The organism is Rhizobium azibense, from assembly GCF_004342325.1.
In the GTDB taxonomy this organism is placed as follows: domain Bacteria; phylum Pseudomonadota; class Alphaproteobacteria; order Rhizobiales; family Rhizobiaceae; genus Rhizobium; species Rhizobium etli_B.
This window is the reverse complement of the sequence record NZ_SMBJ01000001.1, coordinates 704,212-729,532: the sequence shown is the minus strand read 5'-3', so window position 1 is coordinate 729,532 and position 25,321 is coordinate 704,212. Positions and strand designations below refer to the sequence as shown.

Below are 25,321 nucleotides of genomic sequence, written 5' to 3'. Positions count from 1 at the left end.
CGGCTGGGGAGTCGGGACATGAAATCCCGCCGCGACCAAGGCTGTCGACAAAGGGATGGTGACTGCGTAAGGCGCTTTGCAACCGCCCGCACGCTGGGGGCTCCCATCGCACTCACTTTAGAGCGCGGGGTCGCTAGCGGTCCCGATATATGCTGAACGTGCAGCGTGAGTAGGAAGCAACGCCCGCCAATGGGGCCTGCCTGCGGTGCTTCACGTCGACGACAGGGATGTCGGTGATTGGCCGGAAATCACGGCGACGGCGATGGCAGCCGCACTTGTTACATGGTCCATCGCAGCGCGATACGCGCCTTCACCGTCCCCCCGCCTGATCGCCTCGATAATCCGCTCCATCTGTGCGGGACCCTCGATGTTGCGGTTGTCCGTCTTGATCGTCATCGAGCGGAGATGATTGATCCTGACAGTCAGAAGATTGACAATGCCCCAGGCAACGTGGCGATCGACCTTGCTGAAAAGCACCTGGTAAAAGGCCGAGGTACTGGCCAGCACGCCCGGCATGTCCTTTTGGCGGTAGCATTGGCGGATATCGTCCAGCGCTGCCTCGAGCGCTTCAACGATTGTGGAATCGCCACGCTCGGCGCACAGTCGCGCCGCCATGCCCTCCAGCGCGCCGCGTATTTCATAGATTTGTCGGGCTTCATCTGCACCGAGCCGGGCTACGATCGGGCCCTTGTTCGGAAGATTTGCAACAAGTCCTTCCGACTCAAGATGGCGTAGCACCTCGCGAACAATCGTCCGGCTTACGCCAAGTTGGGCGCAGAGATCTCGCTCCACAAGGCGATCTCCCGGCTTGAAATGGCCGCTGTCGATCGCCTCTCGAACCTTGTCCAGCGCCAGTTCGCGCAAGGTTTTCGCGGGCCTTTCCACTTTGATCGTCGAATCTTTCAAACCAACCGTCATTGTCCGCCCCCGTCTCGACAATGCCATGCTCGCTGGTGTCGCCCTGGACCGACAGCACCATATTATGGCCTACCAAGTACTTATCGTCGGGGTTGGGCAATTGCAATGGTGGCCGCGCTATTGGGCACGCCGTATTTTACCCCATGCGCTCGGACGCGTAGCTCCCCGGGCTTGGCGGAAAGACGATTGTGCGGTTGCCGTTGATGAAGGTGCGGCGATGGATGTGCGCGTGTATGGCGCGCGCCAGAACCTGCGCCTCGACGTCGCGGCCTAGCGACACGTAGTCTTCAGGGCTCTGGGCATGGGTGACGCGCACAGTGTCCTGTTCGATGATAGGGCCTTCGTCAAGGTCTGCGGTAACATAATGAGCCGTTGCGCCGATCAGCTTCACGCCGCGACCGTAGGCCTGCTTGTACGGATTGGCGCCCTTGAAGCTCGGCAGGAAGGAGTGGTGGATATTGATGATCTTGCCTGACATCTCTGTGCACATGCGATCAGACAGGATCTGCATGTAGCGTGCGAGCACGATGAGCTCAGTGCCGCTTGCTTCCACCAGGTCCATGATCCTGGCTTCGGCCTGCGGCTTGTTCTCGCTGGTCACCGGAATATGATGGAACGGTATATCATGATTGACCACCACTTTCTGGTAGTCGAAATGGTTGGATATGACGCCGACGATATCGATCGGCAGCGCGCCGATTTTCCAGCGATAGAGAAGATCGTTGAGGCAATGGCCGAAACGTGAGACCATCAGCGTGACCTTCATGCGGCGCGAGCCATCGTGGATCTTAGCGTCCATTTTGAACTTTGCGGCGATCGGCCGTAGACCTTCGCCAAGCGCTGCAAGGCCTTCTCCCTCTTCCGACAGGAAGCTGACACGCATGAAAAAGAGACCGGTATCGAGATCGTCAAATTGGGACGAGTCGATGATATTGCAGCCCGCGTCCGCCAGGTAACCGGATAAGGCGGCCACGATGCCGCGCGTTGATTTGCAGGTGACCGTCAGAATGAATTGCGTCATGGCAGGCTCTCTTCCAGTGCGCAACGCGGGGGGCCGCGAAGGACAGCGGTGAAATATCACACGTCGAGGGTCGTTTCATGCTCCCAGGCGGTAAACTGCGAGCAATAGGTGTTCCACTCGCCCTGCTTTAGCTTCAGATAGGCCGCCGAGAATTCGGCGCCGAGGGCAGCTTGCAGTTCGGTATCTTTTTCGTATTCGCGAAGTGCATCCAACAGATTGAGCGGCAGTTTGGGAGCATCGGTCACGCTATGCCCGTCGCGATACATGTCGATATCGTGATGCGGGCCCGGGTCGGCGTTGCTGCGAAGGCCAGAAAGCCCCGCCGCGATGATGATCGCCTGTAGCAGATAGGGATTGACGGCACCGTCGGGCAGCCGTAACTCGAAGCGGCCGGGACCTGGCACGCGCACCATATGAGTGCGGTTGTTGCCGGTCCAAGTCACCGTGTTCGGCGCCCAGGTTGCGCCGGAGATCGTCCGCGGCGCGTTGATGCGCTTGTAGGAATTGACAGTCGGATTGGTCACCGCGGCCAGTGCCGAGGCATGTTTCATGATGCCTCCGAGAAAAGTCTTGCCCTTGGCGGAAAGACCAAACGGCATTGCCTTGTCGGCAAACGCATTGTTTCTACCCTCCAGGTCCCAGACGGAGATATGGGCATGGCAGCCGTTGCCGGTCAGGCCCTTGAAGGGCTTTGGCATGAAGGTGGCGCGAAGACCGTGTTTCTCGGCAACCGACTTCACCATGAATTTGAAGAAGGAATGCTTGTCTGCCGTTTGCAGCGCGTCGTCATATTCCCAATTCATCTCGAACTGGCCGTTGGCATCCTCGTGATCGTTCTGATACGGCTTCCAGCCCAGTTTCAGCATGCAGTCGCAGATCTCGGCGATGACGTCGTAGCGGCGCATGACAGCCTGCTGATCATAGCAGGGCTTTTCGGCGTTATCGAACTCGTCGGAAATCTTCGAACCATCTGGCGAGATCAGGAAGAATTCCGGCTCGACGCCGGTCTTTACGCGCAGGCCGGCCTTTTCAGCTTCGCCAATCAGTCTCTTGAGAAGAACCCGGGGAGCCTGCTCGACTGGTTGATCTTCCATGACGCAGTCGGCTGCGACCCAGGCCACATCCTTTTTCCACGGAAGCTGGATGACCGAGGATGCGTCGGGAATGGCAAAAAGATCGGGATGGGCAGGCGTCAGATCGAGCCAGGTGGCAAAGCCCGCAAAACCCGCGCCGTCTCTTTGCATGTCTGCGATCGCTTCGGCCGGCACCAGCTTGGCGCGCTGGCCTCCAAATAGATCGGTAAAGCTGATCATGAAATATTTGATGCCGTGGTCCTCGGCATATGTCGACAGATCCAGTGTCATGTCATTCCCCTGTTTTATTTCAGACACTCAACGGAAACGAGCCGCATCCTCCCAAACGCGGCTCGATATTCTGATGCGGTTTCAGAAACCTCCCTTGCCCGGATACCAGCTCGTCCCGGCGAGCGGAATCTGCGCCATGGCAGCTGCTTCCATCGTCAGCGCGCAAAGATCCTCCGGCTCCAGGTTGTGCAGGTGGTTCTTGCCGCAGGCACGGGCGATGGTCTGGGCCTCGAGCGTCATGACCTTCAGATAGTTAGCGAGGCGGCGGCCGGCGGCGACCGGATCCAGACGAGCCGCCAGTTCCGGATCCTGTGTCGTAATGCCAGCCGGGTCCCTGCCTTCGTGCCAGTCATCATACGCACCGGCCGTAGTCCCGAGCTTTCGGTATTCATCTTCCCATCTCGGGTCGTTATCGCCCAGTGCAACCAGCGCCGCCGTACCGATGGCAACGGCATCGGCACCAAGCGCCAGAGCCTTTGCGACATCCGCACCGGAGCGGACACCACCCGACACGATCAGTTGCACCTTGCGATGCATGCCGAGATCCTGCAGGGCCTGAACTGCCGGGCGAATGCAGGCAAGGGTCGGCATCCCGACATGCTCGATGAAAACGTCCTGAGTGGCAGCAGTGCCGCCCTGCATGCCGTCGAGGACGACGACATCCGCACCGGCCTTCACAGCCAAAGCCGTATCGTAATAGGGGCGCGCGCCGCCGACCTTGACATAGATGGGCTTTTCCCAGTCGGTGATCTCGCGCAGTTCCATGATCTTGATCTCAAGATCGTCCGGGCCGGTCCAGTCCGGATGGCGGCACGCCGAACGCTGGTCTATGCCCTTGGGCAGATTGCGCATGTTGGCAACGCGATCGGAGATCTTCTGGCCAAGCAGCATGCCGCCGCCGCCGGGCTTTGCGCCTTGGCCGACAACCACTTCGATGGCATCGGCGCGACGCAGATCCCTGGGATTCATGCCGTAACGCGACGGCAGATACTGGTAGACCAATATCTGCGAATGGCCGCGCTCTTCATCGGTCATCCCACCGTCTCCGGTGGTAGTGGAGGTCCCGGCAATCGTCGCACCGCGTCCAAGCGCTTCCTTGGCATTGCCGGACAGGGCGCCGAAGCTCATGCCGGCAATGGTGATCGGTGTCTTCAGGTGAACGGGCTTCTTGGCAAAGCGCGTGCCGAGGACGACCGACGTGTCGCACTTTTCGCGATAACCTTCGAGTGGATAGCGCGAGATCGACGCCCCGAGAAACAGCAGGTCGTCGAAATGGGGAACCTTCCGTTTGGTGCCAGCGCCACGAATGTCGTAGATGCCGGTCGCCGCGGCGCGTCGGATTTCCGCCAGCGTATAATCGTCGAAGGTCGCAGACTTGCGCGGCGGGGTATATGGGTTGTGATAGCTCATGATGGTCCCTGGCCTTAATACGCCTCGGCGTTGTCGATATTGAAATTGTAAAGATTGCGGGCCGAACCGTAACGCTTGAATTCCTCGGGCCTCACTCCGGTCACGCCGGCCTTTTCGAGGAGTTCGACCAGCTTCGTCAGATGCTCGGGCCGTAGCTCCTTTTCGATGCAGTCGGCACCCAAGCTCTTGACCGAGCCGCGCACGAAAAGCTTTGCCTCGTAGAGCGAATCGCCCAGCGCATCGCCGGCATCGCCGAGCACCACCAGATGACCGGATTGGCCCATGAAGGCGGACATGTGGCCGATATTGCCATGAACGACAATATCGATGCCTTTCATCGAGATGCCGCAGCGCGACGCAGCATTGCCCTTGATGACCAGCAGGCCGCCGCGGCCCGTTGCGCCCGCATACTGGGAAGCGTCGCCTTCGATCACGACTGTGCCAGACATCATGTTTTCCGCGACCCCCGGGCCCGCCGAACCATGAACGGTAACGGATCCGCCGTCGTTCATCCCGGCGCAGTAATAGCCGACGGAACCCTTCACTTCGACCGTGACAGGCGTATCGATGCCAACGGCAACCGAATGGCTGCCGCGCGGATTGACGACCTCGAAGGAAAGGTCGTTCGAACCCGGCTGGATGCCGTGCAGGGCGCTGTTGAGTTCACGCAAAGGGGTGATGGCGAGATCAATGACAGGCATGTTTTCAAAGAATCCTTGGAGGAATGCGCACAGAGGTGCCGCTCAGGCGACTTTCTGATGATCCCAGAAATAGACGGTTGCAGGCTCAGGCTCCCAGACGCGTGCCGTTTCGATGCCCGGCAGGTTGACGAGCGCCCGGTATTCGGAACCGAAAGCGACATATTGGTGCGTTTCGGCCATGACAGCGGGCTTGCAGGCAATCGGATCGCGCACGACGCCGAAGCCGGATTTCGTGCCGACCACGAAGGTAAAGAAGCCATCGAGGTCGTCGAGCGCACCGCTCAGCGCCTGCCCGAGGTCCTTGCCCTTGGCCATTTCGGAGGTGAGATAGGCAGCTGCAACTTCCGAATCGTTCTGTGTTTCGAAGGTCATGCCCTCCCGCACCAGTTCACGGCGCAGGTTGTTGTGGTTCGACAGCGAACCGTTGTGCACCAGGCATTGATCTGAACCGGTCGAAAACGGGTGTGCCCCGAGCGTCGTGACAGCCGATTCCGTCGCCATGCGGGTGTGGCCGATACCATGCGAGCCTCCCATGGAGCGGACGCTGAAACGGGCGACGACATCCTTCGGCAGGCCGGTTTCCTTGTAAATCTCGACGCTGTCGCCCGAGCCCATGACACGGACATCGGGCCGAAGCGTGGCCAGGATCGGCCTGATTGCCGTAAGTTTGTCCGCAGCGATCGCAATGACGGCATGGGTGCTCTTGATGCTGACGTTCGCCGGTATTCCCGCTTTTGCCAAATCATCTTCAAGTCGGGCGAAATCCGCCTCCGACTTGGCCGACTGGATTGTCACCTTCGCCTTTCCTTCGGCGGCCGAACCGTAGATTGCGATCCCGGCAGAGTCGGGACCGCGATCTGTCATGGTGATCAACATTTCCGAGAGCAGCTGACCTAAATGGCGTTCTAGGCTCCGGTCTTTGAGAAACAGTCCAACAATGCCGCACATGACCTAGGCAACCTCCGTTCGTGTCTGAAATGAGTGCTACCAGAGGGTCTGATGATAATCAACTATGAAGAATAATTTTTTCCTTTAAGGCAACTACCATTCTGGCGGAGATCGGTTGTGTTATCTCTCCACCAGAAGATGGAGACACTCCGTTACCGTCCTGCCTATGGAAGAGCGCCAGAAAACGGACCGGATCTGAAGACGGAAGCGCGGCCGGTTAGATGACGGACATTTCGCAGCCGCCAGCAGAGGCTGACCGCGATCGCCGCGAACCGGTCTTCCGTCATCCTACCGCCGCGCATCCCTCGGATTTTCACCGAATTCGGCTTTGAACGATCTGGAGAAATGACCGGGACTCGAAAAACCGGTGGCAAAGGCGATCTCCGAAATGGACAGCGGACTTTGCTCCAGCAGTCGACGGCTGTGTCGCAGGCGGATCTGCCGGTAAGTGTCCAGGAAGGTTATGCCGCGATGGTTGAGAAAGAGGCGATCGAGATGGCGCGCGCTGATGCCGGCCAGTCTGGCCATCTCCGCACGGCTGAGCGGATTTTCGATCGCAGTCTCCATTTTCTCCAGCACTGTGAGAAGCGCCGGGTGATTGGTCCCGAAGCGCTTTGCCGCCGACGCCCGCTGCGGATCGCTCGGCTCGGCGACGGCAGTATGCAGGTACCAATCGCTCACCCGACGGGCAAAATCGGCGCCCATCCGCTCGGAAATCACGGCATGCATCATGTCGAGCGGCGCCACCCCTCCGCCACAGGTCACGCGTGCACCATCGATGACGAACCGCGCCTGGCGCGGGGCAAGATGCGGGAATGCCTCTTTCAGAAGGGGGGCATGTTCCCAGTGGATCGTAAAGTCGCTGTTGTCGACCAGGCCCGCCGATGCCAGCACGTAGGAGCCGCTCGATATGCCGCCGATCCGCACGCCGCTACGCGCGAACTTTCTCAGCGGCGCATGCAGCGACGTACTCTCATACCAGTCTTGAGGATCGCCGCCGGCACAAACATAGATCGTATGACAGGTGCCGCCAGCCTTAGAAAGCTTGTTGCAGCTGATCGTCAGGCCGGACGAACTGCGCACCGGAAGACCATCTGTCGATAGCGGGACTGCTTCATATAGCGCAGTTCCGGCAATCAGGTTCGCTGCCCGCAAGGGCTCGGTCGCCGAGGCATATGACATCAGCGCGAAATTCGGCACGAGAACAAAACCGATCCGCTGAAGGTTCTTCTGGTCGCCATGACTCATGTCCTAAAGTTACATTGAAATGTCCCATAAATGCAACGCTGGATCTCTTCCTCATGTTATCAGTCCGCTAACAGGTCCTTTCTCGGAAAGAAGCATCGATGCGCTACTCGGCACTGTCCCTCTTCCTAAACGGACTTTTTGGAAACAGGAACTGGTCGCCCGCATGGCGGCAGCCCGAGCCCAAGCCGCATTACGACCTGATCATCGTCGGCGGTGGCGGACACGGCCTTGCCACGGCCTACTACCTCGCCAAGGAATTCGGCATCACCAATGTGGCGGTGCTGGAGAAGAATTATGTCGGTTCCGGCAATGTCGGCCGCAATACGACGATCATCCGCTCCAACTACCTGCTGGCGGGCAACAATCCGTTCTACGAGCTTTCCATGAAGCTGTGGGAGGGGCTGGAGCGGGATTTCAACTTCAATGCCATGGTGTCGCAGCGCGGCGTGCTCAATCTCTTCCACTCGGATGGGCAGCGCGACGCCTATACCCGCCGCGGCAATGCCATGCGGCTGCACGGCGTCGACGCCGAGCTTCTCGACCGCGTTTCGGTCGAGAAGATGCTGCCCTTTCTCGACTATGACAATGCCCGTTTTCCGATCCAGGGCGGCCTGCTGCAGAAGCGCGGCGGCACCGTTCGCCATGACGCGGTCGCCTGGGGCTACGCGCGCGGTGCCGATCAGCGCGGCGTTGACATCATCCAAGGCTGCGAGGTGACCGGCATCCGTCGCAGCAATGGGCAGGTAACCGGCGTCGAAACCAGTCGCGGCTTCATCGGCTGCGGCAAGCTGGCACTCGCAGCAGCCGGCAATTCTTCGCAGGTCGCCCGGATGGCCGGCCTGAAGTTGCCGCTCGAAAGCCATGTTCTTCAGGCCTTCGTCTCCGAAGGCCTGAAGCCTTTCATCGACGGAGTAGTCACCTTCGGCGCCGGACACTTCTATATCTCGCAATCCGACAAGGGCGGCCTCGTCTTCGGCGGCGACATAGACGGCTACAATTCCTATGCCCAGCGCGGCAATCTGGCGACGGTAGAACATGTGGCGGAAGCCGGAAAGGCAATGATTCCGGCGCTGTCGCGCGTGCGGGTGCTGCGCTCCTGGGGCGGCATCATGGACATGTCGATGGACGGCTCGCCGATCATCGACCGAACCCCTATCGATAATCTCTATCTGAATGCCGGCTGGTGTTATGGCGGTTTCAAGGCGACCCCGGCGTCGGGCTTTTGCTTTGCCCATCTTCTCGCCCGCGGCGTCCCGCAGGAGACGGCGGCCGCCTTCCGGCTCGACCGCTTTCAGCGTGGCTATCTCATCGACGAAAAGGGCCAGGGCGCCCAGCCCAACCTTCATTGATTTCGCGCATCAAAGGGACATTCGAAATGGCTAGTCTGGTGCCCTGCCCGCATTGCGGGCCAAGACCGAAAGAGGAGTTCACCATCAAGGGCGCTGCCCTTGCAAGACCGACGCCCGATGCCGGTCCTGACGATTGGTTCGACTACGTCTATCTGCGCGACAATCCCCGCGGCGCCTACGAGGAATATTGGCATCATACGTCCGGCTGCCGGCGGTGGCTGGTCGTCGACCGCAATACCGCGACCCATGAGATCGCTGCATGCCGCGACGCTACGTCTGGCAGGAAGAAAGGTTTAGGCGCATGACATCTTACCGTTTGCCGCAAGGCGGGCTGATCGACCGCTCTAAGTCGCTGTCTTTCACCTTCGACGGCAAGGTGATGCAGGGTCTTCAGGGCGACAGCCTCGCCTCTGCACTGCTTGCCAACGGCCGCCAGTTCGTGGCCCGGAGTTTCAAGTATCACCGGCCGCGCGGCATCCTAACTGCAGGCGCAGCCGAGCCGAATGCACTGATGACCATCGGCAGGGGCGGCCGCACCGAGCCGAATACGCGCGCCACCATGCAGGAGCTCTATGCCGGCCTCGAAGCGAAAAGCCAAAACCGCTGGCCGTCGCTCGGCGTCGACATCGGCGCGCTGAACAGCCTGCTGTCGCCCTTCCTCGGCGCCGGTTTCTACTACAAGACCTTTATGTGGCCCGCCCCGTTCTGGGAAAAGATCTACGAACCCTTCATCCGCAAGGCCGCCGGACTGGGCAAGGCAACATATCAAGCCGATCCAGACGCCTATGATAAGTGCTGGGCACATTGCGACCTGCTCGTCATCGGTGCCGGGCCCGCGGGGCTGGCTGCCGCAATCAGTGCCGGCCGTGCCGGCGCCCGCGTCATTCTCGCCGATGAACACTCGGTTGCCGGCGGGGCGCTTTTGAGCGAGACCGCATCGATCGGCAGCAAGGCGGCAGCCGATTTCGCAGACGACTGCATCTGTGAACTCGAATCCATGCCGAATGTGACCCTCCTGACCCGCACGACCGTCTTCGGCTGGTATGACGGCAATGTCTTCGGCGCCGTCGAGCGGGTGCAAAAGCATGTTTGCGAACCGCTGCCCAATATACCTGTGGAACGCCTGTGGCGCATTGTTGCCAAGCAGAGCGTCCTGGCGACGGGAGCGGAAGAGCGTCCTCTTGTGTTCGGCGGCAACGACATTCCAGGCGTGACGATGGCAAGCGCCATGCGTTGCTACCTTAACCGCTATGCACTCGCCCCCGGCAAAGCGACAGCGATCTTCACCACCAATGACAGCGGCTATGCACTGGCCCGCGATCTCGAAGCGCGCGGTATTCAGCTTGTTGCCATCGTCGACAGCCGCGAGCACGGCGGTAACGGCTACGTTGGCCCGGCGCGCATCATCAGGGGTGCCGTGGTATCGGATGCCAGGGGCGGCAAGGCGTTGAGCGCAGTCGATATCCGCTCAAAGGACCGCACGGAAAGGATAAACGTCGACGGCTTGGCCATGGCAGGTGGTTTCAGCCCGATCATCCACCTCGCCTGCCACCGCGGAGGAAAGCCAGTCTGGTCGAATGACAATGCAGCCTTCCTCGCACCGGGCAATCTGAACGGGATGGTACTGGCCGGCTCGGCTTGCGCCGTTAGCGGCCTTGCGGCTTGCCTTGCGGACGGCGCGCGGCAGGGCGCGGCCATGGCAGAGGAGCTCGGCTTCAAGGCGGCACCTGCTGAATTCGGCGCGGTGGAAAACGATACCATCGCCCCACCTGAAAAGGCGGTATGGTCCATAGCCGGCGTCAAGGGCAAGGCCTTCGTCGATTTCCAGAATGACGTGCATCGCAAGGATCTCTACCTTGCCGTCAGCGAGGGCTATGGCCATGTAGAGCTTGCCAAGCGCTACACCACCAATGGCATGGCGACCGATCAGGGCAAGCTTTCGAATATCAATGCCATCGGACTTCTGGCTGAAGCGCGCGGCGCCTCGCCGGCCGATGTCGGCACGACGACTTTCCGGCCTTTCTATACACCTGTCTCCTTCGGCGCGCTGACTGGCGCCCATCATGGGCATCACTTCCAGCCGGTGCGCAAATCACCCCTGCACGGCTGGGCGGAGAAGAACGGCGCCGTCTTCGTGGAGACCGGCCTTTGGTATCGCTCCTCCTGGTTTCCGCGAAAGGGCGAAAATACCTGGCGCGAGAGCGTCGACCGAGAAGTGCTGAACGTGCGCCGGAATGCGGGGCTGTGTGACGTGTCCATGCTCGGCAAGATCGAGATCTGTGGCAAAGACGCGGCACAGTTTCTGAACCGGATCTATTGCAATGGCTTCGTGAACTTGCCGGTCGGCAAGGCCCGCTACGGCCTGATGCTGCGCGAGGACGGCATGATCTACGATGACGGCACGACGAGCCGCCTTGAGCAAGACCGTTTCTTCATGACGACGACGACGGCCTATGCGGCGGGCGTCATGAACCATTTAGAGTTCTGCGCGCAGGCGCTATGGCCGGATCTTGACGTTCGCCTCGCATCGGTTACCGATCAGTGGGCACAGATGGCGATCGCCGGGCCAAAAGCCCGCTCCATCCTCCGGAAGATCGTCGACGACGACATCTCCGACCTTGCCTTCCCTTTCCTCGCAGCGAAGGAGATCTCGCTTTTCAGAGGCACGCTTCACGGCCGCCTCTTCCGGATTTCCTTTTCGGGCGAACTTGCCTTTGAGCTTGCGGTGCCGGCCGGTTACGGCGAAAGCGTCGCCGATGCCTTGATGGACGCCGGAAAAGACGATGGCATTATGCCTTATGGTGTCGAAGCGCTCGGCGTCATGCGCATCGAGAAGGGCCATGTCACCCACAATGAGATCAACGGCACCGTCGTACCGGCCGATCTCGGTTTTGCAAAAATGGTTTCGGCGGCAAAGGCTGATTTCATCGGCAAGGCAATGGTGGGGCGCGAAGCTCTTGCGGCCGGCGACCGGCCATGCCTGGTTGGTGTTGTGCCGCTTGATTCCAACCGATCCTTCCGCACAGGCTCCCATGTCCTCTCCAAGAATGCGGCTGCAACGCTCGAAAACGACCAAGGCTACGTCACTTCAAGCGCGTTTTCACCCCATGTCGGATCAACCATTGGTCTTGCCCTCGTCAAGCGCGGATCCGACAGGCACGGCGAGGAGGTGGTGGTCTGGAACGGCCTGCGCAACGAAATCACCCCCGCACGGCTGTGCAACCCGGTTTTCTTTGATCCGCAGAACAAGAGGCTCCATGTCTGATTTCCGACCGACCCTTCGCCCGGCGCTCGGCGCCAAACCGGTGATTTCTTCTCCCGCCGTCAGCCTCTCTGCGCTTCCCGAAGGCGTTGTCATTCATGTGATCGTAAAGCCTGGCGAAAGCGATGTAGCGTCTTTCCTGGACTGCCTCGCTAAAAGGGCCGCCCTCACCGTTCGCTCCCTTTCGCCCGGACAGTGGTTCATCATCGGTGAAAAACCGATGGCATATCAGGACATGAAGGATCTGGTCGACGGGCTCGAACCGCGCGCATCCGGCGTCGACCAGAGCCATGGTCGCGTGCGTATACGGATCAGCGGCAAGTTGGCCAGGCACGTCCTTTCGAAAGGTACGGCGGTCGATCTTGCGCCCGGCTCATTTCCCGTCGCACAATCCGCAACGACGTTGATCGGCCATATCGCGGCCCATATCACCTGTGTCGATGCCGACACATTCGAGATTATCGTCCTGCGAGGATTTGCCGAAAGCCTATGGGACGACCTGGCGCGCATGAGCGCAGAATTTGGCTGAACGCAGGTTTGTTGGAAGACCAGGGGAAAGCTCATTGGCACTTGCTGACGAGTGTCGGCTTGCTCGCGGACAGATCGAAGGGCTTTCGCACGGAGCGAGACGATGTCGTCGCTGTTTCAGCCGAAAGCATGCCTCTTATCAGAGACGCGGGAACGGCTTCACCGGCAAATGACAAGTAAGTGTAGCGCCTGCGCAATGTGATGATCCTGCCATTGTCACGGCTCTCCGGAAAGAACGGAACTTTTCATCCTCCTCGATGTTTGCTGCGGTGGATGACGTGGCGCGTTCTCCTCCCTTGCGCGAGCTGCCTCATCCGAGTGCTACGGAAGATAATCCTTCCTCTCCAAGCACACTCAAGTGGACAAGGGCTCGTCTTCCTCCCCGGCTTGAGGCGAGCCCTTGGCGTATTGCAGTTCTGCCGATGATAACAGGCCGCCACGTTACGCTTCGCGCTTGATCCGGATCACCTCTTGCCCGGTCATGGAAAGTTAACTTGCATCAGCAAGGTTGGTGCCTCGTCGCCGACATTTCGCAAAGATGTCGAGCGCAGGGTCATAAACCTTTGTCGACACGTCCATGAGCCCGAGAACACTGTGAAACAAGTTGTCATGGGAATTGGGGAGCGCTTTATTCCGATCCAGGCACCCCATGTCAAACCCGCCGGAGTGTTGCAGGTCGTCCGCAATCCAAACGAGGAAGGGGACATGGGTTTGCTGCGATGGCGCGAAGACATATGGCGCGCCATGCAGATAAAGGCCGTGCTCACCAAGCGACTCGCCGTGATCTGAAAGGTAGATGACCGATCCGGCAATCATGGAGGAGCGCGCCTTCAGTCTATCGATCACCTGCGACACGATGTGATCGGTGTAGAGGATCGTATTATCATAGGCGTTGTTGATTTCCTGCGCTGAGCAAGCGCCAAAGTCATTTGCTCGGCAATCTGGCACAAAGTGCCTGAAATCATCTGGATATCTCGAGAAATAGGCTGGGCCGTGGCTTCCCAACTGATGCAGGATCAAGACACTATCACCCCTGACGGAGCTGAGCCACGAATCCATGCGATCGAGAAGAATGGCGTCCAGGCATTCGCCGTCCTTGCAAAACCTGGGGTCGGCAGAACTCGGGAGGAATTGGTAAGCGACGCGGTCTGCCACATGATAACTGCCGGTATCATTGTCAAACCACGACACAGATATGTTTGCATGCGATAGGACGTCGAGCACGTTTTCTGTCTCGAGGGCCTTGCGATGTGTGTAGGCACGGCGCGGATAGACCGAAAACATGCACGGTATCGAGACCGCCGTGGACGTGCCGCAGCTCATCGTGTTTGGAAAGTACACGACGCCGCGCTCGCGGAGGTCCGGATTCGTTTCCCTGCCATATCCGCCTAACGAAAAATTGTCTGCCCGAGCGGTTTCACCTGCGACAATCACAGTCACTCGCGGCTTTGGCCTCAAGCCGGTGCGATGTGCGTCCACGCCCAGTGGGTGCGCGCTAACCTCGGCGTCCCTTGTCGCGTCTACTATGAACCGGACGGCACTCGATATCGGAAAGAAGGGATTGAGCGGATCGAGGATGTCCCGGTGCGCCCGGCCGACCCCGGCAAAGGTTCGATAGTCGCAGGCAGCTGCCAGCGCAAAGATCGCGATGCATCCGACAATGATTGCGCTGTTGTGCGCCAGTTTCGTCAAGAACGGCCGATGCGCGACCCTTACCCAGACGACCACAAGCGATGGAAGGATCCCGGTCACAAGCAGATGGGTTGCAAAGCGCAAGGTTAAGAGATGCCCTGCCTCAGCACCCGTTGAGACGGCGGCGTTTCGGATCATCTCGCGATCAACGACCACACCGAACTGATCGGTGAACCAGGATGCCGCAGACGCGGTGACGATAAAGAAAATCAAAAATATCCTGGTTATGTATTTCGCAGAAAAGGCCGTGATGATGGCCATGCTCATTGCCGAGATGCCAACGGCAAAAAGAATTAAGGCAAAGTGATCCCTTGCCAGGTAACCGGACGCCTTCGTCCAGAATGTCCAGTTGGTGACAAGAAGCAGATATAGGGTCGTGATCGCGCATATTGTCACGCTTCCAACCGTGGGCCGATAGATGTGCAAGACCTTGTTCATCTTAATGCATCCGATCCGCGTGATGTCTCGGTGCGGTGCAAAAGGTTTGGAATTTCCGGGCTGTGGATTTCAGGCATGGGCGCTTCCAGAGAGGGGAGCACTTAGGTGGCTGAAGAACCTGACAGACACCTGAACGGACCCAGGCGACGACGTCTTGACATGACGCTGTTCCACCGGAGGCGCGTTATTGTAGCGCCCGCCCGCGTGCGACCCTGCAAGGACTGGTAAACCGGCGAACGATGCTGGTGGCACATATCCGTCCATCGCCAGCACCGCTCGAAATTTTGTATGGATTGGACATCAGCCGATGCGCCTGGCACCGCGGCGCGAACGATCTCCCTTAAGATTTCACTGCGCAGTTCAGATATCGAAATTGGTCGGCAGCACAACGACATCGCGAATTGTGACATTCCGCGGCCTGGTCAGCATGAAGATGATGGCATCGGCTACCTCCGACGGTTCGATGAGGCTTCCCGATTCCTTGGCCTTTTGGAGATTTTCTTCTGGCCAGTCGGCAAGGAGCGCGCTGATGACCGGCCCGGGCGAAACCGACCCCACGCGAATGCCCTTTTTGTTGACCTGGCGCCGTACGGTCTGAACGAAGCAGGTCATGGCCCATTTCGAAGCCGAATAGACAGGCTCCCATGGAACGGGATAATGGCCCGCCACTGAACTTGTGACGATAATGTCTCCCGAGCCTCGCGCGATCATATGCGGCAAAACGTCATGGACGTTCTTCATGACTGCGTTGACGTTGAGATTGAGCATCCGGTCAATAACGGCGGTGTCGGCCTCGATCAGGTCACCCCCGATGTAGGTGCCCGCATTGGCATGAAAAATATCGAGTTGGCCGGTGAGCTTCTCGATAGACGGCATCAGGGTTGCGCAGCTGGCGGGATCGAGAAGATCGATCACCAGGGGGATTGCGACATTGCCGAGTTCCGCACACACTGCGTCCAGCGCCTTCTGGTCGCGATCGACGAGCACCACGCGCGCACCCTCGGCAACCATCGCCCTCGTGCTCGCAAGTCCAATCCCGGAGGCCGCACCCGTAACCGCCGCGACCATGCCTTCCAATTGCTTGACCATGCTCGTCTCCTTCTGCGTCAGATCAAATTCTGCAAATCCAGCCGCCACCTTGATTCAATGGCTTCCCCACTTATGTGCCGTTTCCAGGCATTGCTTCCACTCAACGACGCCGTCGGTCGTGCCCGCGCTCCGTAGCGAACAGGCGGCCGCGGCATGACCGAGCCAAAGACAATCCTTGATTGCCCAGTCTTCGTGCAGGCCGTACATGAAGCCTGCCGCGAAGGCATCTCCCGCACCGTTCGGTCCGACAATCGCATTCCGAGGTATCTTGACTGAGGGCACGAAGATCGCCTCTCCTGCCCGCGTGACGGTGATCGCGCCTTCGGGAAAGTGGATGGTGACAAGCCGCATCGCGCCCTGTGGGAGAATGACAGCCGCCGCCGCTGCGCAGGCGTCAACGTCAGTCCTGCCTTCCCGAGTGGTTTCCATCTCTGCAAGCGCCCCGATCTCTTTGTCGTTGACAATCAGCGTATCGAGATGCGGTAGGCAGGGCACGATCAGGCCACGTAGGCGTTCCGGCGTGACCGTGCAAAGTTCGAGATTGGTTTCAAGGCGAGCGGCGCGAGCGGCTTTGAGCACTGTCACCCAGCCGTTGGCATTGTCTTTCCAAGGCGCATCCATCGTGGGATGGATGCCGGGAAGTCCCAGATGCAAGAAGCGCGCCGTGGTTCGGGAGAAATCGAAATGATCCGGCGAAAGCAGCGCCGAAACGCCGATCTCGGAAATATGTGTGCGCAGTCCACTTGCCTGCGAGATGAAGGCTTCGGTCGTATGGGTGGTCGCTTGGTCGCTGACATGAATCTGCCGGTGGTCGAGACCAGCTCGTTCGGCTTCGGCGATGAGTTTTCGGCCGGCCTCGTCGTTGCCGACCAACCCGATGGTTTCGACCGGGATTGCCGGATCGAGCCTCTTGACGTCGATGGCAAGATTGCAGGCCGGACCGCCGCCACGTTCTTCAAGCCCCCAGGCGATACCGACGCTGTCTTCCTTTGGCCATGCGTCTATCCTGCGATTTCGGTCGAGGCACCAGGTCCCTCCGGCGATGAAGCCGCGCCTGCTCGTTCCGGCCATGCTCACCTCCCTTGGCGGTGTCAATTCATCAGAACCTTTTCGGTGATGATCATGTCGTTTGACAGTGTCCGCATCGGCTTCTGCCCGCCTGCCTGCAGCGCGCCGTGATAGGCCCTGACGGCCTCCTCTGGCCTGAGATCACCGTCTGCCACGGCACGCATGAATTTCACCATGGCGAGCGGGTCTTCGGCGAGATTGATCTTGCGACCGAAAAGCGCCACACGGGCGCCGTATTTCTCCGCCTGGTGGATGAGTTCGAACGTGTCGCGCGCAGTACCCGCACCGCCGCCCAGCACGCCGACGATCAGGCTCGGGTCGTAGGTCGTGAGTTCCTCCAGCGCCTTTGGGCCATTGAACGGAATCTTCAGGAATTGCGGCCGCTGCGCACGTGTCAGCCCGGCCAGCGCCCGGCATATGCAATCATTCACAAAATGTGGCTGGAGGTCAGGCGATATGCCGGTGTCGACGTTCGGATTGAAGACTTCGAGAAAATAATTGAAGCCGTTGTCGTGCGCGTCCTCTACAAAATCCATGAAGGCGAGCAGCGAATTGTAGTCCGCGTCGAGATCATTGTTGAAGGTGATCGAGTAGAGGCCGAGGTCGGTATGGCGCCGGCTGACCGACAGAGAAGCAGTGCGATAAGGCCTGGACGGCTGCGAGGCATAGGTCGCACCGCGCCCAACCCAGATATCCGTCGCATCATTGGCTCGAATTGCGGGTTTCACATTGCTGCCTGCGTAAGCGCCGCTTTCCGTCAGCAGTTCGAGATTGGAAGCGGAGGTCAGCATGATATCGACAATGTCCTGGGTGATCACGGCCTTGACCTGGTCGAGGAATTCCGCACGCGTCCGGTAGCGCGTGTAGGAGCAGTCCTTCTCGAGCTTCGGGCCACACGATAAAATGCTCGGCCCCATGTCACCATCTTTCGCGTCCGCGATGATGAAATCCGTCCGCTTGTAGTTGCCGGCCCTGATCTTGGCGATTTTTGCATCAAAGCGTGTCATGGGCTGATCCTTGAAAATCTGAGGCCGCCAGACCGCGGCGGGAAGGCTTAAATTTGAGGCATCTGCCTCGCAAAATCGTCAGGCGATCATGTAACCACCATCCACAGGCATCGACAGGCCGTTGACCATTGCTGCCTCGTCAGAAAGCAGGAAAAGAATGACCTCGGCAACGTCTTCGGGTTCGGCGAAACGGCCGACAGGAATGCGGTTGAGCATGCCGGCTGCCTTTTGTGGATCGCTCCAGGCCTTGATGGCCATGGGCGTAAGCGTCACGGTGGGATGCACGCCGTTGACCCGTATGCCCTTCGGCGCAAGTTCCTTGGCCATCACCCGGGTCAGCCCGTCGAGAGCGGACTTGGAAGCGCAGTAAGCGGCGTGATCGGGAATACCGACAAAGGCCGCGACGCTCGATACGTTGACGATTGCGCCTTTGCGGCCGTTCTTCACCATGTCGCGGGCATATTCCTGCGAAGTGATCATCGGTGCCCTCGTATTGACGGCGTAGAGCAGATCGAAGTTCTCGACCTTGAGATCGAGAAAAGACTCAAGCTCGGTCGTGCCGGCGCAATTAATCAGAAAATCGGCCGGCAGGGACTTAAGGGCCGCCGCGCGTGTCGCGTCCGGATCGGCAAGATCGACGGCCACCGGGATACATCCTATTTCATTCTTCAATTCCTCAAGATCGGCCACCGAGCGCGATAGCGCGGTCACCTTGGCCCCACGCTGAGCCAGCATGACGGCGGTCGCCCGCCCGATACCCTTGCCGGCGCCGGTTACCACCACATGCCTGTTCGAAAAATCCATCGCCAATCCTCCTACCAGCAAGTGAAGCCGCCGTCGGCCTTGACGGTCGCGCCAGTGATCAGGCTCGATGCGTCGCAGGCTAGAAAATGTACCACCGACGCAATCTCATGGGGTTGGCCCATCCGGCCCATCGGCGTGTCACGAATCCAGATGTCCATCATCTTCTTGTCGACCACAGTCTTCGTCATTTCGGTTTCGATATACGTCGGTGCGACGGCGTTGACGCGCACGCCACGCTCAGCCCACTCCACAGCAAGTGACGCCGTCAGGTGATGGACGGCGGCCTTTGAGGCGTTGTAATAAGTCTGCAGCTGTGGACGGTTGACGATATAGCCGGACATCGAACCGATATTGACGATTGCACCGCGGCCGGCCTTCAGCATGTACCGGCCGAAGGCGCGATTGCACCAGAAGACGCCGTTGTAGTTCACATCGTTGACATTGAGCCAGAGTTCGTCGGGGGTATCCTCTGCGGCCGTACCGGTTCGCGCAATGCCTGCGTTGGCGACCAGCGCGTCGATGCGACCGTGCTTTGCGAAGATATCCGCGGCGGCCGTGTCGACGGCTGCAGAATCGGTGACATCGAGGACCAGCGCATCGGCTTCGACACCCTTGCCGGCCAAGACATGCCTGCCCGATTCGGCCACCGCTTCGTCGCGATCGATGATGACGATTCGGGCGCCCGCCTCGGCAAGCGCTTCGGCACAGGCAAGGCCGATACCCCGTCCGCCGCCGGTCACCACAGCGGTTTGACCATCCATCCGGAATTTCTCGAAGAACATATCTCGCTCCGTGACCATGCAGAATTAAAGACGCCGGCCGCTCCTGGCATCGAACAGATGAACGCGGGCCGGTTCGATCCGCAGCGAGACAGCCTCGCCCGGCAGCGCGGCGATGCGGTCGCGAACAGCCGCCATGATGGCATCGCCGCCGAGATGTGCAAAGATCTGTGTTTCCGAGCCGGTAGGTTCGAGAACCGAGATCGTCGCAGGCATTCCGTCAGGCCGCACATCGATATGCTCTGGACGGACGCCGTAGATGACAGGCTCGCCGTGGCTCGGCGCTCCCTCCGGCACCGGCAGCACGGTGCCCTTGTCGCTGACAAACACCGGCCGGCCGCTTTCCTTTGCCAATCTGCCGGGAACAAAATTCATCGACGGCGAGCCGATGAAACCTGCCACGAAGACATTGGCCGGACGATCATAAAGATCAAGCGGCGCGCCGATCTGCTCCACCCGTCCGTCGCGCATCACGACGATCTTGTCGGCCATTGTCATGGCCTCGATCTGGTCATGCGTCACGTAGATGGTGGTCGTCTTCAGCCGCTGGTGAAGTTCCTTGATTTCGACGCGCATGGTCACGCGCAGCTTGGCATCGAGATTGGAAAGCGGCTCGTCGAACAGGAAGACCTGCGGATCTCGGACGATCGCGCGCCCCATGGCGACGCGCTGGCGCTGGCCGCCCGAGAGCTGTTTCGGGTAGCGATCAAGCAATTTGCCGAGATCGAGGATTTCGGCCGCCCTTCGGACCTTCGCTTCGATCTCGCTCTTTGGCGCGCCCTTGAGCTTGAGAGGAAAGCCCATATTGTCTGCTACGGTCTTGTGCGGATAGAGCGCGTAATTCTGAAAAACCATGGCGATGTCACGGTCCTTTGGAAGGACGTCGTTGACGACTCTGCCGCCGATTGCGACCGTGCCTCCGGAGATCGTCTCAAGCCCTGCGATCATTCGCAGCAGGGTGGACTTGCCGCAGCCGGACGGCCCGACCAGCACGACGAATTCGCCATCGGCAATATCTATGCCGACACCGTGGATGACCGGCAGCGCACCATAATTCTTCGTAACGTTCTTGACGGTGACGTGAGCCATATGAGTTCCTCTATTGCGGCAGTGCGATCTGCATCTTGACTTCGCCCTTCGCAGCGGAAGCCGCGATCTCGAAAGCACGGACGCTCTCGTCGAAATCGAATGTACGGGTGATGAGCGGCTTCACGTCGATCGCGCCTGATGACAGCATGGCCACGCAACGCGGAAAGACATGGGCATAGCGAAAGACATGCTCCACGCGCGCCTCCCGCACCATCGCCTTGCCGACGTCGTAGTGGATCGGATGGACCTGCGAGCCGATGAAGACCACACGACCGCCAGGTGCCAGCGGGTCGAATACGCCCTCGGCGCCTGCGGGATGGCCGGAGCACTCGAAAACGATCTCAACCCCCCAGCCGCCGGTGGCGGAAAGGATCTCCCTGGCCAGTTCCTGCCGCAAGACGTTGACCGGTGAGATCGGACCGAGCTTGGCGGCAAGCTCCAGCTTTGCGTCATCGATGTCGCTCACGAACACCCGCGCGCAGCCGGCCGCGACAGCCGACAACGCTGTCACCAGGCCGATCGGACCAGCGCCGATCACCAAGGCTATGTCGCCCGGCCTGACCTGCGCCTTGGTGGCGGCATGCACACCCACAGCCAGCGGCTCGACCATGGCGGCTTCGGCGAAAGACACGTTGTCGGGCAGTTTGTAGGTGAAATCGGCCGGGTGGACGACCGTCGGCCTGAGTACGCCATGGATGGGCGGCGTCGCCCAGAAGCGGACTGCCGGATCAATATTATAGAGCCCCAGGCGCGCGGCGCGGCTGTTGGAATCGGGAATGCCCGGCTCCATACAGACCCGGTCGCCGACCTTGAGCGAGGTGACCTCGGCTCCGGTTTCGATCACCGTGCCAGACGCCTCGTGGCCGAGGATCATCGGCGCCTTCACCTGGAAGATACCGGTGCCGCCATGTGTATAGTAATGGACGTCGGAGCCACAGATGCCGACGGTGTGAAGCTTGATGCGAGCGTCGCGTGGGCCGAGCACCTCGTCACGCTCGATCGGGAAATCGCGCAGCGACAGCTTCATCTTCTCTTCCAGTACCAGTGCTTTCATTGTCTCTGTCCTATTTTCTCAAGAAGCATCAGCCGCGCCATACGATCAGGACTGCGAGCGCGATGGCCAGGACGTGGCAGACCGTCAGCGGAATCGATTGTTCGAGGAACCGCATCCAGAAGAGTTCGAGCGCCACGAACAGGTAGATGCCGACGAAGACGCGGTCGAACCAGTTGGTGGTGATCGGCAGGAAGCCTCTCCGCTCGGATTTGCGGCCCGCCACTTCCGGTTCGGAATCGATCTGTCCGGGGTCAAATGGCTCCTGCATCGCTCTACTCCTTGACTGCGCCGAAGGTGAGACCCGCCACGATATGCCGCTGAACCACTGCGAATATGATGAGCGCGGGGATGAGCGTGATCACGGCGATCGCCGCCATCGCCCCCCATTCGGTTCCCGTTGTCGTCACATATTCCGAAAGTCCTGTGGTGATGGTGCGCGCGTTGAAGCTGGTCAGGGTCGCGGCGAGCAGGAACTCGTTCCAGGCGAAGACCCAGGTGAGGATCAGCGTGACGGCAAGACCTGGCCGTGCAAGCGGGAAGATGACTTCGTGGATAACCTGCCACGTCGAGGCACCATCGACGGTCGCGGCCTCGTCGAGCTCTTTAGGAATTCCGTCGATGGTGGGCCTCAGCGTCCAGATCGCGAAAGGCAGGTTGAACGTGCAATAAAGCAGGATCATCCCGATTTTGGTGTCGTAAAGCTTCCAGTCGCCGAAGGTGATGATCTGGGTGAAGAGCAGGAAAAACGGCAGCAAGAACACCGCCGCCGGCGCCATGCGGTTGGTGATCGTCCAGAAGAAGATGTTCTCCTTGCCTGCGAGGTCGAAGCGCGAGAGCGCATAACAAGCCATGAAGGCCAGCACGGTGACCAGCACGGCGTTGCCGCTGGATATGATCATCGAATTGAGCATGTAGCCGCGCAGCGTCTCATTGCCCAAGACGTTGACGTAGTTCTTCCAGTAGATCGCGTCGAGGAACAGGCTCGGTGTCGTGAACAGATCGACTGCCGGCTTCACCGAAATGACGAAAAGCCAATAGATCGGGAAAAGCGTCAACAGACTGAGGAACAGCCAAAGCGCCATGTAAAGAAGGGGATTGCGGCCCTGCATCAGAATGTCCTTTTGCGTTGGCGTCGAGCCACGAGGGCGACATAGAGCAGCCAGCACATCACCAGGGTTAGGTAGAGGACGATCACCGAGATCGCGGCGCCATAGCCGTAGTCGGTCTTTGGGAAGACGATCTTCCAGATGTGCAGACCGACATAACGGGTTGCCGCCCCCGGCCCGCCCGATGTCAGCATCCAGACTTCGTCGACAGTGCGCAGCGCGTCCATCAACCGGATGAAGACCGTTGCGAGGATAGCCGGTCGGATCATCGGCAGTGTGACGTGCCAAAAGATCTGGCGGCGGTTGGCGCCATCGATCTGCGCCTGTTCGAACGGCTCTTTGGGCAGGGCGAGCAGTGCGGCAAGCAGTGTCAGCGTCACCAGCGGCGTCCAGTGCCAGATGTCCATGATGACGGTCAGGGTGAAAGCGGTGGTGGCGTCACGGCCGATGTTGAGATCATAGCCGAACCAGTTTCTCAGGAGATAGGGGATGATGCCGATGCTGGGCGTCGTCATCAGACGCCAGACCGAGCCGACGACGATGGGCGCGACGATCAGGGGCAGTGTGTGGATCGTGCGGAAGAAGCCACGTCCGGGAAACTCCTTCATGAAGAGCTGGGCGAGGAGATAGCCCAGCGCGATCTCGCTCAGTACCGCAAAGAATGCGAACTTCATGGTGAAGGCGATGGAGGTCAGGAATTCGGCGTCGAAGACCAGACGGCGAAAATTGTTGGCGCCGTTGTAGATCATGTCGGGGCTGGCGCCAAACGGGTTCCACTGGTGGAATGCCACGTAAAGCACGTATAAGAAAGGGATGATGCCGAAGACGCCAAGGATTGCGATCGTCGGGGCGAGCATCAGCCAACCGACCGTGTTTGAACGCATGAATTCGTGCTCCCGAAAGAAGTTCGCGCAGATCGACAGCCTGCACCAAGGGCAACTGCGCCCGGATGGCGGTCCTGGGAGGGGCCACCCGGACGCAGGCACTTGTCGGTGTTATTTGCGATAGCCGAGATTCTTCAGCTCTGTTTCGGCCGCCTCAGCCATCTGGTCGAGGCCTTCATCGGGACCTACTTCGCCCAGGAGGATCTTGTAGAAGATCGGCGCCGTGGCTTCACGAACCTGCGCATGGAAGGGGAAAGGCGGCGCCCCGGCGAAGAGCTTTCCCTGGTCCTTGAGCATGGTGTAGTAGCCATTCAGCTTCTTATCCATGTCGAGGACCTTGGGATCATCATAGGTCGAGGTATTGGTGATGCGGGGTGCGGCAATCGCCCAGTCGGGCTGAACCGAATCCTGGCCAATGAACTGCAGGAAGAGCAAGGCCGCTTCCTTGTTCTTCGATGTGATCGGCAAGCCGAAGGCACCGCCGTCATAGTAGCCGAGATAGCCCTTGCCGCCCTCGACCTCCTTGAGGACATCGGCTTCGGTGGGCGGAAGCGCGACGCCCACATTGCCGACGACCTTGGACTTTTCTGCATCAGAGGCGATCCAGGCGGCGTTCTCGCCATAAACCAGGCCCTGCGCGACGCGGCCGGCGGCAAATGTCGTCCCGACTTCCGTCCAGGTTGAAGCAGCAGATTCAGGCGGAGCGATGTCGCGCAGATGCAGCCAGTACTTGATGGCAGCCTTGGCCTTGTCGCTGTTCATCTGGCCGCCATTCTTCACGGAGGCGGCATAATTGTTGCTGGCGTCGATACCCCAGTTGTAGACGCCGAATGTCGGAGCGATCGACTCGAAGAATTCATACCAGGAGGCCGGGTGACCGGTATGCGCCTGGGCCGTCGTTCCCCAGAGCTCCAAACCGTTGTCCTTGCCGTACTTGGTGAAGAACTCAGCAATCTGCGTATATTCCTCATGGGTCTTGGCCGGAGCCAGGGCCTTGCCGGTCTCCTTCTTGAAGGCTTCCTGGATTTTTGGATCGTTGAAGAGGTCGGTGCGATAGAGATAAACCTTGATGAAGGCTTCCATCGGAATGCCGAAGAGATTGCCCTCGGCATTCTTGAAGTAGTTGGCGAATGTCGTGAAATGGGTTTCGTCGAATTCCGGCGCCTTCAGCGACGGATCGTCCTTCAGCGCTTTCGAAATGTCGATCAGGAAGTTTCGCGCCAGATAGGCATAGATGATGTCCTGCTCGATATAGACCATGTCATAGATGCCGGTCTTGGCTTCCATGTCCTTGATGGCCTTGTCGTACATCTGGTCCCAGGAGGTGGTCTCGATCTGGACCTTGATGCCTGTCTTCTTTTCGAATTCCGGCGCAAGCACGTCCTTGATGTAGTTGGACGGCGGCGTGCTTTCGGTCACGCCGTGCAGGACGACCCCCTTGTACTTCGCGCCGGCATCCGACCAGAAATCGGCCTTTGCGGGTATTACGCTGGTAAGAACACCGATCGCAAGCGCGGCGATCCCAATTCCACTTTTCCTGATCATAATTCCTCCTCCTTGTG

23 protein-coding genes are annotated in these 25,321 nt (G+C 59.6%); 4 read left to right on the top strand and 19 right to left on the bottom strand.

Annotation, left to right across the window (positions count from 1 at the left end):
- Positions 1-210: 210 nt before the first annotated feature.
- From EV130_RS03480 to EV130_RS03450, 7 genes are all read right to left on the bottom strand, one after another.
- On the bottom strand, positions 211-918 hold the full coding sequence (locus EV130_RS03480) for a GntR family transcriptional regulator (protein ID WP_132659240.1): 708 nt from the start codon (positions 916-918) through the stop codon (positions 211-213).
- A gap of 136 nt (positions 919-1,054) precedes the next feature.
- The gene (gene purU / locus EV130_RS03475) at positions 1,055-1,939 is read right to left on the bottom strand and encodes a formyltetrahydrofolate deformylase (protein WP_132659238.1); all 885 of its coding nucleotides are present in this window, start codon (positions 1,937-1,939) and stop codon (positions 1,055-1,057) included.
- A gap of 56 nt (positions 1,940-1,995) precedes the next feature.
- Positions 1,996-3,303 (bottom strand): type III glutamate--ammonia ligase, encoded by a 1,308-nt coding sequence (glnT, locus tag EV130_RS03470; RefSeq protein WP_132659236.1) that lies wholly within the window; start codon positions 3,301-3,303, stop codon positions 1,996-1,998.
- An 81-nt stretch (positions 3,304-3,384) separates the two neighbouring features.
- Entirely contained in the window at positions 3,385-4,713 is a 1,329-nt protein-coding gene (locus EV130_RS03465; RefSeq protein ID WP_074064088.1) for an FMN-binding glutamate synthase family protein, read from the bottom strand.
- Positions 4,714-4,727: 14 nt separating this feature from the next.
- A complete protein-coding gene (locus EV130_RS03460; protein ID WP_074064087.1) occupies positions 4,728-5,414 on the bottom strand; it encodes a GltB/FmdC/FwdC-like GXGXG domain-containing protein in 687 nt (228 codons plus the stop codon).
- Positions 5,415-5,456: 42 nt separating this feature from the next.
- Positions 5,457-6,362, bottom strand: a complete 906-nt coding sequence (locus EV130_RS03455; RefSeq protein ID WP_074064086.1) for a class II glutamine amidotransferase — start codon at positions 6,360-6,362, stop codon at positions 5,457-5,459.
- A gap of 288 nt (positions 6,363-6,650) precedes the next feature.
- Positions 6,651-7,610: a GlxA family transcriptional regulator gene (locus tag EV130_RS03450; RefSeq protein ID WP_132549007.1), complete on the bottom strand. Its 960-nt coding sequence runs from the start codon at positions 7,608-7,610 to the stop codon at positions 6,651-6,653.
- 98 nt (positions 7,611-7,708) lie between these two features.
- On the opposite strand from EV130_RS03450, the gene EV130_RS03445 reads away from it, so the two are divergent.
- The 4 genes from EV130_RS03445 to EV130_RS03430 are packed head-to-tail and all read left to right on the top strand — an operon-like array spanning position 7,709 to position 12,750.
- Positions 7,709-8,959 (top strand): sarcosine oxidase subunit beta family protein, encoded by a 1,251-nt coding sequence (locus tag EV130_RS03445; protein WP_074064084.1) that lies wholly within the window; start codon positions 7,709-7,711, stop codon positions 8,957-8,959.
- Positions 8,960-8,985: 26 nt separating this feature from the next.
- Positions 8,986-9,264, top strand: a complete 279-nt coding sequence (locus EV130_RS03440; RefSeq protein ID WP_132549009.1) for a sarcosine oxidase subunit delta — start codon at positions 8,986-8,988, stop codon at positions 9,262-9,264.
- Entirely contained in the window at positions 9,261-12,224 is a 2,964-nt protein-coding gene (locus tag EV130_RS03435) for a sarcosine oxidase subunit alpha (protein ID WP_074064083.1), read from the top strand. Before EV130_RS03440 ends, EV130_RS03435 begins: the two co-directional genes overlap by 4 nt.
- Positions 12,217-12,750, top strand: coding sequence for a sarcosine oxidase subunit gamma family protein (locus EV130_RS03430; protein WP_132659234.1), 534 nt, complete (start codon positions 12,217-12,219; stop codon positions 12,748-12,750). Before EV130_RS03435 ends, EV130_RS03430 begins: the two co-directional genes overlap by 8 nt.
- A gap of 488 nt (positions 12,751-13,238) precedes the next feature.
- Here the strand turns inward: EV130_RS03430 and EV130_RS03425 are convergent, their stop codons facing one another.
- The 12 genes from EV130_RS03425 to EV130_RS03370 form a co-directional block, all read right to left on the bottom strand.
- Positions 13,239-14,879 carry a phosphoethanolamine transferase gene (locus EV130_RS03425; RefSeq protein ID WP_132549015.1) on the bottom strand — a complete coding sequence of 547 codons (1,641 nt, stop codon included), beginning with the start codon at positions 14,877-14,879 and terminating at the stop codon, positions 13,239-13,241.
- A gap of 360 nt (positions 14,880-15,239) precedes the next feature.
- Positions 15,240-15,968, bottom strand: coding sequence for an SDR family oxidoreductase (locus tag EV130_RS03420; protein WP_074065594.1), 729 nt, complete (start codon positions 15,966-15,968; stop codon positions 15,240-15,242).
- Between the two features lie 54 nt (positions 15,969-16,022).
- Complete coding sequence (locus EV130_RS03415; RefSeq protein WP_074064080.1) at positions 16,023-17,039, bottom strand: carbohydrate kinase family protein; 1,017 nt, start codon at positions 17,037-17,039, stop codon at positions 16,023-16,025.
- Positions 17,040-17,059: 20 nt separating this feature from the next.
- Entirely contained in the window at positions 17,060-18,043 is a 984-nt protein-coding gene (locus EV130_RS03410) for a beta/alpha barrel domain-containing protein (RefSeq protein ID WP_074064079.1), read from the bottom strand.
- Positions 18,044-18,121: 78 nt separating this feature from the next.
- Complete coding sequence (locus EV130_RS03405) at positions 18,122-18,847, bottom strand: SDR family oxidoreductase (protein WP_074064078.1); 726 nt, start codon at positions 18,845-18,847, stop codon at positions 18,122-18,124.
- Positions 18,848-18,858: 11 nt separating this feature from the next.
- Positions 18,859-19,629: an SDR family NAD(P)-dependent oxidoreductase gene (locus EV130_RS03400; protein WP_074064077.1), complete on the bottom strand. Its 771-nt coding sequence runs from the start codon at positions 19,627-19,629 to the stop codon at positions 18,859-18,861.
- Between the two features lie 24 nt (positions 19,630-19,653).
- Positions 19,654-20,715 (bottom strand): ABC transporter ATP-binding protein, encoded by a 1,062-nt coding sequence (locus tag EV130_RS03395; RefSeq protein ID WP_074064076.1) that lies wholly within the window; start codon positions 20,713-20,715, stop codon positions 19,654-19,656.
- A gap of 10 nt (positions 20,716-20,725) precedes the next feature.
- Entirely contained in the window at positions 20,726-21,769 is a 1,044-nt protein-coding gene (locus EV130_RS03390) for an NAD(P)-dependent alcohol dehydrogenase (protein WP_074064075.1), read from the bottom strand.
- A 28-nt stretch (positions 21,770-21,797) separates the two neighbouring features.
- Complete coding sequence (locus EV130_RS03385; RefSeq protein WP_081377214.1) at positions 21,798-22,037, bottom strand: DUF2160 family membrane protein; 240 nt, start codon at positions 22,035-22,037, stop codon at positions 21,798-21,800.
- Between the two features lie 4 nt (positions 22,038-22,041).
- Complete coding sequence (locus EV130_RS03380) at positions 22,042-22,878, bottom strand: carbohydrate ABC transporter permease (RefSeq protein ID WP_074064074.1); 837 nt, start codon at positions 22,876-22,878, stop codon at positions 22,042-22,044.
- On the bottom strand, positions 22,878-23,759 hold the full coding sequence (locus EV130_RS03375) for a carbohydrate ABC transporter permease (RefSeq protein ID WP_074064073.1): 882 nt from the start codon (positions 23,757-23,759) through the stop codon (positions 22,878-22,880). The genes EV130_RS03380 and EV130_RS03375 overlap by 1 nt, the downstream gene beginning before the upstream one ends.
- Before the next feature lie 111 nt (positions 23,760-23,870).
- Positions 23,871-25,304, bottom strand: a complete 1,434-nt coding sequence (locus EV130_RS03370) for an extracellular solute-binding protein (RefSeq protein ID WP_074064072.1) — start codon at positions 25,302-25,304, stop codon at positions 23,871-23,873.
- Between the last annotated feature and the right edge of the window lie 17 nt (positions 25,305-25,321).

Excerpts from the sequence above, each read along its gene's own strand:
- EV130_RS03480 (WP_132659240.1), bottom strand. The coding sequence starts at position 918 with ATGACGGTTGGTTTGAAAGATTCGACGATCAAAGTGGAAAGGCCCGCG.
- purU (WP_132659238.1), bottom strand. The coding sequence starts at position 1,939 with ATGACGCAATTCATTCTGACGGTCACCTGCAAATCAACGCGCGGCATC.
- glnT (WP_132659236.1), bottom strand. The coding sequence starts at position 3,303 with ATGACACTGGATCTGTCGACATATGCCGAGGACCACGGCATCAAATAT.
- EV130_RS03465 (WP_074064088.1), bottom strand. The coding sequence starts at position 4,713 with ATGAGCTATCACAACCCATATACCCCGCCGCGCAAGTCTGCGACCTTC.
- EV130_RS03460 (WP_074064087.1), bottom strand. The coding sequence starts at position 5,414 with ATGCCTGTCATTGATCTCGCCATCACCCCTTTGCGTGAACTCAACAGC.
- EV130_RS03455 (WP_074064086.1), bottom strand. The coding sequence starts at position 6,362 with ATGTGCGGCATTGTTGGACTGTTTCTCAAAGACCGGAGCCTAGAACGC.
- EV130_RS03450 (WP_132549007.1), bottom strand. The coding sequence starts at position 7,610 with ATGAGTCATGGCGACCAGAAGAACCTTCAGCGGATCGGTTTTGTTCTC.
- EV130_RS03445 (WP_074064084.1), top strand. The coding sequence starts at position 7,709 with ATGCGCTACTCGGCACTGTCCCTCTTCCTAAACGGACTTTTTGGAAAC.
- EV130_RS03440 (WP_132549009.1), top strand. The coding sequence starts at position 8,986 with ATGGCTAGTCTGGTGCCCTGCCCGCATTGCGGGCCAAGACCGAAAGAG.
- EV130_RS03435 (WP_074064083.1), top strand. The coding sequence starts at position 9,261 with ATGACATCTTACCGTTTGCCGCAAGGCGGGCTGATCGACCGCTCTAAG.
- EV130_RS03430 (WP_132659234.1), top strand. The coding sequence starts at position 12,217 with ATGTCTGATTTCCGACCGACCCTTCGCCCGGCGCTCGGCGCCAAACCG.
- EV130_RS03425 (WP_132549015.1), bottom strand. The coding sequence starts at position 14,879 with ATGAACAAGGTCTTGCACATCTATCGGCCCACGGTTGGAAGCGTGACA.
- EV130_RS03420 (WP_074065594.1), bottom strand. The coding sequence starts at position 15,968 with ATGGTCAAGCAATTGGAAGGCATGGTCGCGGCGGTTACGGGTGCGGCC.
- EV130_RS03415 (WP_074064080.1), bottom strand. The coding sequence starts at position 17,039 with ATGGCCGGAACGAGCAGGCGCGGCTTCATCGCCGGAGGGACCTGGTGC.
- EV130_RS03410 (WP_074064079.1), bottom strand. The coding sequence starts at position 18,043 with ATGACACGCTTTGATGCAAAAATCGCCAAGATCAGGGCCGGCAACTAC.
- EV130_RS03405 (WP_074064078.1), bottom strand. The coding sequence starts at position 18,847 with ATGGATTTTTCGAACAGGCATGTGGTGGTAACCGGCGCCGGCAAGGGT.
- EV130_RS03400 (WP_074064077.1), bottom strand. The coding sequence starts at position 19,629 with ATGTTCTTCGAGAAATTCCGGATGGATGGTCAAACCGCTGTGGTGACC.
- EV130_RS03395 (WP_074064076.1), bottom strand. The coding sequence starts at position 20,715 with ATGGCTCACGTCACCGTCAAGAACGTTACGAAGAATTATGGTGCGCTG.
- EV130_RS03390 (WP_074064075.1), bottom strand. The coding sequence starts at position 21,769 with ATGAAAGCACTGGTACTGGAAGAGAAGATGAAGCTGTCGCTGCGCGAT.
- EV130_RS03385 (WP_081377214.1), bottom strand. The coding sequence starts at position 22,037 with ATGCAGGAGCCATTTGACCCCGGACAGATCGATTCCGAACCGGAAGTG.
- EV130_RS03380 (WP_074064074.1), bottom strand. The coding sequence starts at position 22,878 with ATGCAGGGCCGCAATCCCCTTCTTTACATGGCGCTTTGGCTGTTCCTC.
- EV130_RS03375 (WP_074064073.1), bottom strand. The coding sequence starts at position 23,759 with ATGCGTTCAAACACGGTCGGTTGGCTGATGCTCGCCCCGACGATCGCA.
- EV130_RS03370 (WP_074064072.1), bottom strand. The coding sequence starts at position 25,304 with ATGATCAGGAAAAGTGGAATTGGGATCGCCGCGCTTGCGATCGGTGTT.